Here is a 10655-nt window from a genome sequence, read left to right as displayed (position 1 = left end):
GTCGACGACCCCGGAGCGCACCGCCGTTCGCGGTTCCCGGATCAGCCGCCCGGGACGGTGTCCACGAAGGCCGTGCCCGCGGTGCGGTAGCCGCCGACCTTGGCGGCCACCTGGGCCGGGGTGAGGACCTGGTCCTTGACGTGCAGGACGTAGTCCACCTTCTGGTCGTAGGCGCGCGGGGTCGAGCCCGGCTGCCCGTTGAGGTCGATCAGCCACTGGTTGAAGTTGATGGACATGCCCCGCTCGGGCAGGTACTTGGCCTCGTGCGTGCCGAAGACCTGGCCGTCGATGTAGTACGTGATCGTGGAGTTGTCGATGGTCAGCACCAGGTCGTGCCAGCCCGCGTAACTCTGCCGCGACTCGGTGTGCTGGTTGACGGCCACCCACGGGTCGGCCTGGTACGTCTCCCAGGACGTGGTGTAGAGGATGTTCGAGGGCTCGCCCCAGCCGCCGTTGGGGAGGTACTCGAAGTCGTACTCCGAGTAGTCGTCGGCCAGCGGGGCCTTGAGGTCGTTGATGGGGAAGAAGGTCTGTACGAGGTGGTCCCCGTCCGGTCCGTACTTCGGGGCGTCGGAGAACTTCACCCGCGCCGCGTACGTGCCGTTCTTGAACTTCATGGTCTTGGTGAGGATCTCGGTGTGCTTGGTGCTCTCGCCGGTGCCGGCCGTCGAGGTCTCCAGGTTCATGATGGTGTTGCCGCCCTCGGCCGCGAAGGTGACGTTCTCCGGTGCCCAGGTGGCGCCCGGGACCCCGGGACCGCCCGCGTTGGAGCGCACGCTCCAGCCGTGGGCCCCTATCGCCGGGTCGGAGGAGGAGGTGTAGGTGAAATCGTCGAAGAGGGTGGCTCCGGACGGTCCCGGGTCGGTCGGGGTGGGCGTGGGAGTGGGCGTCGGGTCGGTCGGGTTCGGCGTGGGGGTGGGGTCCGGGACGTTGCCCCCGGGCGCGGTGCCCCAGACGGTGCCGGTGCCCAGCTTGGCGGTCACCTTGTCCCAGTCGGCGTACGCCGTGCGGGACCCGTCGAAGGAGTAGTCGTCGGACTGGCGCAGCGTCTGCCAGTCGGCGCGGTAGAAGCGCAGCTGCATGTCGCCGGTGTCGGCTCCCGGGGCGAGGCTGCCGGCGCCGCCGGTGAAGGTGATCTCCAGGTAGCGGTCGGCGGTGGCCGTCGGGGTGGCCAGGGTGCCGAAGGTGCCGGTGATGTTGGCGCAGCCCTTGACCGCCCAGGAACAGGCGTACCGGTACTGGGTGCTGGGGCTGTCCGCCTTGAAGTAGTAGCGGAAGGAGACCTGGCTCAGGGCGACGCTGCCGGAGCCGTTGTTGACCACCTTGAACCAGGGCTCCGCCTGGTCGGCGGTGGCCCCGGTCGCGCTGGTGCGGTACTGGACCTTGACGGAGTCGGCCGCGGCGCTGGCGGGCAGGGCCGTCAGGGCCGCCGAGCCGAGACCGGTGGTCAGGGCGATGGCCAGGGCCATGGCCGTACGGCGCTTGCGGAGGGGGGTGCGGCCCGAAGCGTGGCCCGGGGCGTGGCTCGGGGCGGCGGTCGGTTCGTGGCTCGGGGTGTTCATACGGCGTTCCTCTCGGGGTGGGGGGAGGGAAGGGGTCGGCCGCGCACGCCGAGGGCGGCGAGCCGGGTCTGGTGGTGGCCTTGGCGGCGCAGGAAGTCCGGCCAGTCGCGGTGCGCCGACCAGGCGGTGTCGGCCAGCGCGCACAGCCGCGGGAAGGCCAGGTATTCGAGCTCGGCCGGGGTGCGCGCGTACTCGGTCCACAGCTGCGCCTGGGTGCCGAGGACGCGGCGCGCCGCCTCGGGCTCCCAGTGCGCGGGGGCGGGCTCGTTGTCGTAGACGCCGCGCAGGTCGAGCACGCCGCCGTCCTGGCCGCGCGGTTCGCCGGGGTCGGCGGACTGCGGGTAGTCGAGGTAGGTGGAGCGGTACGGGGTCATGATCACGTCGTGGCCGCGCAGGGCGGCGGCCCGTCCGTGGTCCGCGTCGAGCCAGGCCAGGGCCGTGAAGGGGGCGGGCAGTTCGGTGCCGGTCCCGGTCCAGCCGAGCGGGCGGCGGCCGAGCCCGGCCAGGTGCTTCGCGACCTCGCCGAGGAACCAGCCGTGGAGGGCGCCCGGGCCGGCCAGTCCCTCGGCGGCGATCCGGGCGCGGGCGGCCGGGGAGACTTCCCATTCCGCGCGGGGGCATTCGTCGCCGCCGAGGTGCACGTAGGGCCCGGGGAACACGTCCGCGACCTCGTCCAGCACGCCCCGGCAGAAGTCGAGGACGGCGTCGTGGACCCCGAAGACGTTCTCGCAGACGCCCCATCGGGTCCACGTGTCCAGCCGGACGCCGGGCCGGTTGCCGAGTTCGGGGTAGGCGGCGAGGGCGGCCCGGGCGTGGCCGGGCATCTCGATCTCGGGCACGACGCTGACCCCCCGCCGGGCCGCGTAGGCGACGAGACCGGCGAGCTCGGCGCGGGTGTAGGAGCCCTCGTGCGGGATCCCGTCGCCCGCGGTCTCGGCCCGGCGCCCGCCGACCTCGGTGAGCCGGGGGTAGGCCGCGACCGGCATCCGCCAGCCCTGGTCGTCGGTGAGGTGCAGGTGCAGGACGTTGAGCTTGTGCAGGGCGAGCAGGTCCACGAAGCGGCGTACGTAGGCCACGGGCTGGAAGTGCCGGGCCACGTCCAGCAGGGCTCCGCGCCAGGCGAACCGCGGCCGGTCGGTGATCCGTACGCAGGGCAGCGACCAGCCGCCGGAGGCGGGCCTACGGGGCTGCGCGCCCCCGGCGGCCAGCGCCTCGGGGGGCAGCAGCTGGCGCAGGGTCTGCACCCCGTGGAGCAGCCCCTCGGGGCGGGCGGCGCGCAGCAGGACGGAGTCGGGGCGGACGGTGAGGGCGTATCCCTCGGCGCCGAGCGGCTCCTCCCCGGGACCCGTGGGGGCCGTGTCCCCGGGGGTCAGGAGGAAGGTGATCCGCCCGTCGGGGTCCGGGGCCAGCGGCAACCCGGTGGCGGGGGTGAGCAGTTCGCGCAGCAGTCCGGCCGCCGCCTCGGCGCCGGGGCCGGCCCGCAGTCCGGTGCGGTGGTCCAGGGTGAAGCGGCCCGGCAGGGCGGTGACCGAGTCGGGGCGCGGGACGAGCGCGAGACCGGGGGCGAGGTCGGGCGTGGTTTCGGACGCGATGTCGGGCGCAGGGTCGGGATGGAGTGAAGCGGCGGCGGCGGTCACGTTCTCGGGGATTCCTCACCTGGCTGTTCCGTCAACTCGTCCACCAACTCATCCAGCGAGGAGTGGAGTTGACCAACTGACCAATTGGTTAGCTGAGTGGCTAGAAGGTGACACGGCCTGAAGGCGCCGTCAACCCCGCACGGGCCGAGAAATTTCGACGGACTCCTCGCCCTCCCCCTTCCCCGAGTGGTTAGATGCACATGACCAGTTGGACAGGTGAGCAGAGAGAAATGGGGGCGGGCCATGACGAAGGACGCAACCGACTCGTCAGGATCCGTACTCAAGCGGGAACGGGTCCGCGAGCACCTGCTGGGGCTGATCGACATCCGGCGGCCCGGCGACGCGATCCCCTCCGAACGCACCCTGTGCGCCACCCTGGAGGTCTCCCGTCCCACCCTGCGCGCGGCGGTGGACGAGCTCGTGGCCACCGGTCTGCTCGTGCGCGAGCACGGGCGCGGGATGTTCGTCGCGCCCGCCAAGATCACCCAGGAACTGGCCGCCGACGAGGCGGCCTTCGCCATGCGGCAGGCGGCCGGCCACTGGTCCAGCCGGATCCTGGAGCACTCCACCGTGCAGGCGGGCGCCCGGATCGGCCGCCGCCTGCGCATCTCCCCCGGCGCGAGCCTGCTCTACATCGCCCGGCTGCGGCTGGTGGACGGCGCCCCCATGGCCATCGAGCACCTGCACATCCCGGCCGATCTGGTGCCGGCCCTGACCCCGGCGGAGCTGGAGGCCGGGGACCTCTACGAGCATCTGCGCGACCACCACGGCGTGTACGTGCACGAGGCGCAGCAGTCCATCGAGCCGACCGTGGTGAACGAGGGGGAGGCGGGCCTGCTGGACGTCCCGCTGCTCTCCCCCGCCCTGCTCATCGAGCGGCTCACCACCGACTCGACCGGCCGGCCCGTGGAGTACGTGCACTCCGTGTACCGCGGCGACCGCTACCGGATCGTCTCCCGCCTGGCCCTCGGGGTGTCCCCGGGGGCGGCCCGGCCGGGAGGCCACCACCCGGGGATCCCGCCGGGCGACCTCGGCCGCCGGGCGGTCATCACCTCCACCACCACCGGGGACGTCCACACGAACACGTGACGGTCCGGCGTACGCCGTGCGTCGGATCACGCCGTGGGTCATGTCCCGCCGTGCGTTATGTCACGCCGTACGCCGGATCACGCCGTACGTCAGATGCGGACGAAGACCGCCTTGAGCTCGTGGGCCCGGTCCATCGTGACGTTGACCTGGTTCGCGGTGATCGCATAGCGCTGTCCGTCCAGCTCCCACGCGGAAATCCGGTACCCGCGCGGCGGGGTGCCGGTCACCTTGATCGAGGTCCCCGGCCGGTACGGGCCCCAGGTGTCGGGGCGCAGCCCCTCGCCCAGGGTCAGGGCGTGGCGCTCGCGCAGCTGCGCGGGAGCGCGGTAGCCGGCAATGAGCGGGGTGGTGATCCGGGCGACGGCAGCGTTGTTGTTGTAGGCGTCGCCGAGCGGCTGGCCGTCCCAGGTGTTCTCGGTGTTCGAGTACTGGTTGACGGCCGTGCAGGGCCCGCCGCAGGCCGAGGAGTAGGCCATCAGCGTGTGGTAGCGGCGGTCGGGCGTGACGTAGCCGGTGCTGTACGGGGTGGTGAGGTAGGGGCGGTAGTCGGCGCCGCGGGCCTGCTCGTCCAGGGTCGTGCGGTCGTGCCACAGCCCGAGGTTGTGGCCCACCTCGTGGCCGAAGTTGTACCAGAGCGCCACGGTGCGGTAGTCGACGACCGAGTAGGCCTGGTCGTCGGTCTTCTCGCTCGGCGGCTGCGGGAGGTTGCCCTGCCCGCTGCTCGTACCGTCCGGGACCTGGATCATCAGGGAGACCAGGTCGGCGCCGTACTGCTCGCGCAGCGCGGCGGCCGGGGCGCCCAGCCGGGGCTCCCTCGGGTTGGAGAGCAGGCCGTGGACGACCGGCGCAGTCTCCTGGTCGGCCGGGGCGTAGTAGTTCGCCTTGTAGGTGGCCACGATGTCCACGCTCGCCTTGATGTTGCTGTCGGCGAAGGCGTGGTTGATGCTCGTCTCGGCGAAGGCGATCCGCGCGAGCATCGCCTCCTCGCCCCCCATGCCCCACTCGGCGCGCGGGGTGTAGCCGACGACCATGTCGATGACGACGGGCTCCGCGGAGGCGGCGCGGGTCATCAGCTGCCGGCGCGCCTCCGCGATGACCGCGGGGTCGGGGTTCTCGTACTGCGGATCCGCGTCGTCCTGCCGGGGCTTGACGTGGAGGTCGGGGTCCTCCTCCGTGATCAGCAGCCGGCCCGGTTCGTTGCGGGGCTGCGCGATGCGGTAGGCCCGCGCGCCCAGGTCGAAGAGGGCGTCCACGCCGACGGTGTCCGGTGTGGCTCCGGGGTCGCAGACCCCGGTGGTCGACAGCACCACCCGGCGCTGCACCCCGGGCGCGACCGGGTGCCCGTCCACCTTGACGACCTCACCGCTCCATTTGACGGCGCCCCCGGCCGGGTCCCGCTCGACGCCGGACTCCACCACTTCGAGGGAGGTGTCGGAGAACGGCCTGAAGGTGTGCCGGCGGGGGGTACCGAAGGGCTGGTCAGCGCACAGCCAGCGGTAGTCGGCCAGGTCGAGGTCGACGGTGCGGCTGCGCAGGACGTGGCCGGGCTTCGGGGGCTCGGCCGCCGGGTGCGCGGGCGCGGCGGCCAGGGCGGTCGGCAGGCCGAGGGCGGTGGCGGACAGGGCGGCGAGCAGCCCGGTGGCCAGGCCGAGACGAGAGATGATCATGCGCGTACGAACGCACGTCCGCAGCGGCCGGTCCACGCCGACACCCGCTCCCGCCACCACGTCACCCGGCCACCCCGCCCGGGCTCACCCTGACGGTCCCGGTCGGGTGCGGCTGCGGTCCGACGCGGCCACATCCGGCCCCGCCCCGCCCAGCCCGGCCCCGGACCCTCCCGGCCCGGAAGAGACGGCCTACGTCACCCGGAAGCCGAGGGCGGCCGGGGAGCGGTCGAAGGTCAGCCGGTCCCAGGTGGGGAAGGCGAGATCGGTGACGGCGAGCAGCCGGCCGGAGGCGTCGTGCAGGGTGCGGCGTACGGTGAGACCGCCGGCCGCGGTCGCGGCCTGGGGCGAGTTGGTCCGGGTCATGGTGATGGTCTCGGCGACCCGGCCGGCCCGCGCGGCCCCCTCCAGCCAGTGGTGCAGGGGCCCCAGGTCCACGTCCCGGACGCCCGCCACCAGGCTGTCCCGGTACCGGGACAGTTCGGGGGTCCGCAGCACGGTGCGGGGACAGAGGTACGTCACCGCGTGCCGCCGGGTCTGGCCCGTCGGGCCGCTCTCGCGGTGGTGGTGGACCAGGGTCTGCTCCCCGCCGCGCATGCCGAGCTGCTCGGCGAGCGCCGGAGCCAGGGTGACGAGGGTGAGCCACGCCTGGGCGGAGTCCCCGGCATGCGTCGGTACGGCCACCGGCGCGGGGGCGGGGGCGGCCGGGGCCGCCGGTACGAAGGCGGGAGCCGCGGCCGGGGCGGAACCCGGGGCCGGGTGGGCGGCCGGGAAGGCCGCCGGGGCCGGATGGCCGGCCGGGAAGGCCGCCGGGGCCGGATGGCCGGCCGGGAAGGCCGCCGGGGCCGGATGGCCGGCCGGGAAGGCCGCCGGGGACCGCTGCGCCGGCACCGGGAACGCCGGGCGGGTGCCCCGCCGGCCGGTGACGACGAGGCCGTCCTCCCTGAGGTGCTGGAGGGCGGCCCGGATGGTCTGCCGGTTGACCTCGTAGCGGGCGGCGAGGCTGCGCTCGGAAGGGAGCCGGGCGCCGGGGGTGAGTGCGGTGAGGTTCAGCTCGCGCCGCAACGCTGCGGCGATCCGCTGGTACTTGGGCATGGCGGCCGGGCCGCCGCCCCGCGAAGGGGAGGGCATGGCTTCTCCTCTGACGGGAGGTCAAGGACTGCGCGGTCTGCTCGACCAACGTAGCATTGGTCTATACCTGTGAGTGAGGGGGGATCCGGTATCCGGACCCTGATTGGCCGGAACCGCACGCTCCCTCAGGGCCGCAGCGGATTGGGAAGCGGCAGGTAGCGGGAGTCCGCACCGTCCGCGCGGGTCCAGCGCAGCAGCAGGTTGGTCTTGGCCGGGAGGTCCGGGGCGGCCAGCAGCGCGGCGATCTCGGGGAGGTCGTGGGCGGCGCCGAAGCGCCGGAACTCCGCGCGGGCGGCGGGCCACAGCTCACCGGCCGCCTCCGGGTGGCTCTCCGCGAGCGCGCCCGCCACCTCGGTCAGGTGGTTGACCACCAGGCAGTAGACCAGGCGCTGCCAGGCGGCCTCCCGGTCCAGGTCCGGGAGGAGCTTGACGCCCTCCGCGTCCCGGAAGAGGGCCTGCGCGGGCATCCCCTGGGCGTCGACGGCCACCAGGGTGTTCTGCAGGTGCGCTTCCAGCACCACGCCGTGCCGGGCGAAGAGGTGCAGCACGGGCGGCACCACCTGGCGCAGGTACGCCCGCCACCACGCGGCCGGGTCGGCCGTCCCCGCCAGCGGGCTGTCCGGGTACCCCTCGGCGAGCGCCGCCGCCAGCAAGGGGGTCACACCGGGCTCGGCGTGCGCCGCCAGGCCGTCACGGACCAGTACGGCAAGCTCCTCGAAGGCGAAGGCGGCCGTCCGGTACCCCCGGTCGGGCAGCCAGGCCGCGACCGACCCGGACCGGCGCAGTTCCGCGAAGCCCGCTTCGACCGCCGCGTCCGTGCGGCGCAGTTTCAGCAGGTCGTGCCGCCACAGCCGGCGCACGTCGTTGGTGATCCGCACGTCGAGGCTGAACTTCACGAAGAGATCGCCGGCCGCGCCGCCACCGCTACCGCCACTACCGCCGCTACCGCCGGGAACGTACAGGGTGCGGATCGAGGCGGTCGGCCAGACCGGCACCCGGCCGGTTCCCAGCGACAGCAGCCTCCCGTCCGCGAGGGCCTCGCGGACGGCGGGCCGGCCCGCGACCAGGTCGAGCTGCCAGGGGTGGGCGGGCAGCAGCCGGTAGCCGGCCGGCGGGCGCGGGCCGCCCAGCGCCTCCGCGAGCGAGTCGACCGCGGCGGCCGCGGCCGGACCGCCCTCCTCCGCCACCTGGTCCTCGCGCACGCCCAGGAAGGCCAGCGGGAAACGGGCGTAGGCCTCGGGGGCGTACGGCAGCCAGCCGTTGGCCGGCCCGCCGCCCCGGGCCTTGGGGGCCGGATGGTGGGGGTGCCCCATGACCAGGGACTGTTCGGAGCGGACGTACGGGTCCGCCGGCAGCGGCGTGGCCGCGCGGGCGGCCAGCAGCGCGGCGATGGTCTCGCGGCTGTCGGCGATCTCGACCGGAAGCTCGTCGTTGGACACTCCGGTGTACTGGCGCAGTTCGTCGGAGACCAGTTTGACCAGCTCGGTGTGGGACAGCGGATGCCAGCCGCCCCCGGTCCTCAACTCGGCCCGCCCGGGCCTGCGCCCGGCCCGCACCCGCACCAGCCGCCGGCTGCCGAGCAGCCGGTACGCGCACCAGCCGCCCTCCGCGGAACCGGCGGCCCCTTCTGCCCCCTCCACCCCCTCTGCCCCGGCGAGCGGGACCGGTTCGGCGGCCTCCCGCAGGAGGCAGTTCAGGAGGGGGGCGGCCGCACAGGCGTCGGCAGCGGCATTGTCGGTGGCGTTGAGGTCCACGGATTCCATTCGGTCCAGCCGGAGCGCCGGAGGTGCGCGGGCGTACCACCGGCCGTGATCTTCAGTATCCGCGATGATGAAGTGATCATCACGTCATCCGAGAGGACCGGGGCCCTGTATCCCAGCATGCACCTCCCCGCCACCGCGGCCGAAGAGGCCGTAGCCGCCGAACTCGCCGGGCTGTCCGAAACCGCACCCACCGGAGCTCCCGCACCCACCGGAGCCACCGGAGCCACGAGACCGGCCGGACCCGCGGGGCCCGCCGCCGCGCACCGCGGCAGCCTCGGATCCGCGTACGCCGCCGCGCTGCCCGGCGCGCGCGCCGCCGTGCTCACCCGGCTGTGGCGGGCCTTCGCCTTCGAGCCGCTGCCGTGGATCACCCGGCGGGAGCGGGGTTCCGGCGTGCTCGCGCTCCGGCTCGCCTCGGGCTCCCGGCTGGAAGGCCCCCTCCCCGACCCGTACGCGACGACCTTCACCGCGACCCTGGCGAGCGCGCCCCCCGTGACCGAGCTGCTGCTCGACGGCCGCGCCTACCGGCGGGCCTCCCTGCTGGTGGCGGCGCTCGGGCTGCCGTACGGGGAGGAGTTCGCCGCCGAGCTCGACGAGAGCACGGCCTCCCTCGGCCTGTCCCGCGCCGGCCAGCCGGCCGGCCCCGGAACCGGCGGCACGGAGAGGCTCGCCGCCTGGGAGTGGGAGCAGCGGGTCGTGGACGGCCATCCGTACCACCCCAACTGCCGCTCCCGCCCCGGTTTCACGGTGGCCGAGCAGCTCGCGTACGCACCCGAGCACCGGCCCGTCGTCACCCTCGGGCTGGCCGTCGTACGGGCCGGGGAGTGCCGGGTGACCGGGGAATGGCCCGACCGGTGGCGGGAGGCCGGGCGGATCCTCGTACCCGTCCATCCCTGGCAGGCCGAGCACGTGGTGAAACAGGGAGGGCCGCAGTGGGCCGGAACGGAGCCCGAGCTGCGGCCCGGGGCCGCCGCGCATCCGCTGATGGCCCTGCGGACCCTGTCCCCCGCCGACGGCGGGCCGCACGTCAAGACCGCCCTCAGCACCCGCCTCACCTCCTCCGTGCGGGACATCTCCGTCTACTCCGTCGAGACGGCCGCCGCGGTCTCCGCCTTCGCCCAGAGCCTGTCCGAGCGGCTCGACGGCCGCCTGCACATCACCCGCACCCTGGGCGCCGTCACCGCCGGCACCCCGGACCTGGCCGCCGTGCTCCGCGAACCGCCCGAGGCGTACGCGGACCGGGGCGCGGGCGAGCGCGTCCTGCCGGTGGCCGCCCTGGCGCTGACCCCGTACGTGCGCTCCGACGCCTGGCGGGCGGGTTTCGCCCGCCTCGCCCTGTCGGTGTGCCTGCGCGTGCTGGATCTCGGAGTGGCCCTGGAGGCCCACGGCCAGAACCTCCTGGTCGTCCTGTCCGCCGACGGCACCCCGCTGCGGCTCGTGTACCGCGACCTCGCCGACATCCGGATCAGCCCGGCCCGCCTGGCCCGGCACGGCCTGGCGGCGCCGCCGCTGTCGGGGCGGCTGATCACCGACGACGTGACCCTGCTGCGCCGCAAGCTCTTCGGCTCCCTGGTGGCGGGGGCGCTCGGCTCCACGGCCGGCTCGGCCGCGGCGCTCGCGGCGGACCTCGCGGCGGCCGGACCGGACCTGCCCGCCACCGCGGACACCCGGGCGCTGCTGACGCAGCCGCTGCCGACCAAGGCGCTGACGCTGATGCGGCTGAGCCCGGGGGTTCCGGGCGACCAGTGGGCCGAGCTGGACAATCCACTGACCGGGCACTAGACCGTCTCTTCCGGATCCTGCCGGGCC

General features: G+C 74.4%; 7 protein-coding genes. 2 read left to right on the top strand and 5 right to left on the bottom strand.

Annotation, left to right across the window (positions count from 1 at the left end):
* Positions 1 to 41 precede the first annotated feature (41 nt).
* Both ACFWNV_RS37465 and ACFWNV_RS37460 read right to left on the bottom strand, forming a co-directional pair.
* Positions 42 to 1469, bottom strand: a complete 1428-nt coding sequence (locus tag ACFWNV_RS37465) for a cellulose binding domain-containing protein (RefSeq protein ID WP_383956092.1) — start codon at positions 1467 to 1469, stop codon at positions 42 to 44.
* Positions 1470 to 1558: 89 nt separating this feature from the next.
* Positions 1559 to 3154 (bottom strand): beta-N-acetylhexosaminidase, encoded by a 1596-nt coding sequence (locus ACFWNV_RS37460; protein ID WP_383956089.1) that lies wholly within the window; start codon positions 3152 to 3154, stop codon positions 1559 to 1561.
* 288 nt (positions 3155 to 3442) lie between these two features.
* On the opposite strand from ACFWNV_RS37460, the gene ACFWNV_RS37455 reads away from it, so the two are divergent.
* Complete coding sequence (locus ACFWNV_RS37455; protein WP_383956087.1) at positions 3443 to 4288, top strand: GntR family transcriptional regulator; 846 nt, start codon at positions 3443 to 3445, stop codon at positions 4286 to 4288.
* An 89-nt stretch (positions 4289 to 4377) separates the two neighbouring features.
* Here the strand turns inward: ACFWNV_RS37455 and ACFWNV_RS37450 are convergent, their stop codons facing one another.
* From ACFWNV_RS37450 to ACFWNV_RS37440, 3 genes are all read right to left on the bottom strand, one after another.
* Positions 4378 to 5955: a M12 family metallo-peptidase gene (locus ACFWNV_RS37450; RefSeq protein WP_383956085.1), complete on the bottom strand. Its 1578-nt coding sequence runs from the start codon at positions 5953 to 5955 to the stop codon at positions 4378 to 4380.
* A gap of 189 nt (positions 5956 to 6144) precedes the next feature.
* Positions 6145 to 7083, bottom strand: coding sequence for a winged helix-turn-helix domain-containing protein (locus tag ACFWNV_RS37445; protein WP_383956081.1), 939 nt, complete (start codon positions 7081 to 7083; stop codon positions 6145 to 6147).
* A gap of 125 nt (positions 7084 to 7208) precedes the next feature.
* Positions 7209 to 8846, bottom strand: coding sequence for an IucA/IucC family protein (locus ACFWNV_RS37440; protein ID WP_383956078.1), 1638 nt, complete (start codon positions 8844 to 8846; stop codon positions 7209 to 7211).
* Between the two features lie 117 nt (positions 8847 to 8963).
* On the opposite strand from ACFWNV_RS37440, the gene ACFWNV_RS37435 reads away from it, so the two are divergent.
* On the top strand, positions 8964 to 10628 hold the full coding sequence (locus ACFWNV_RS37435) for an IucA/IucC family protein (RefSeq protein WP_383956075.1): 1665 nt from the start codon (positions 8964 to 8966) through the stop codon (positions 10626 to 10628).
* Positions 10629 to 10655: the final 27 nt, after the last annotated feature.

Origin of the sequence: Streptomyces sp. NPDC058401 (assembly GCF_042722885.1) — a bacterium.
GTDB lineage: Bacteria > Actinomycetota > Actinomycetes > Streptomycetales > Streptomycetaceae > Streptomyces.
This window is presented reverse-complemented; position numbering and strand designations above follow the sequence as displayed.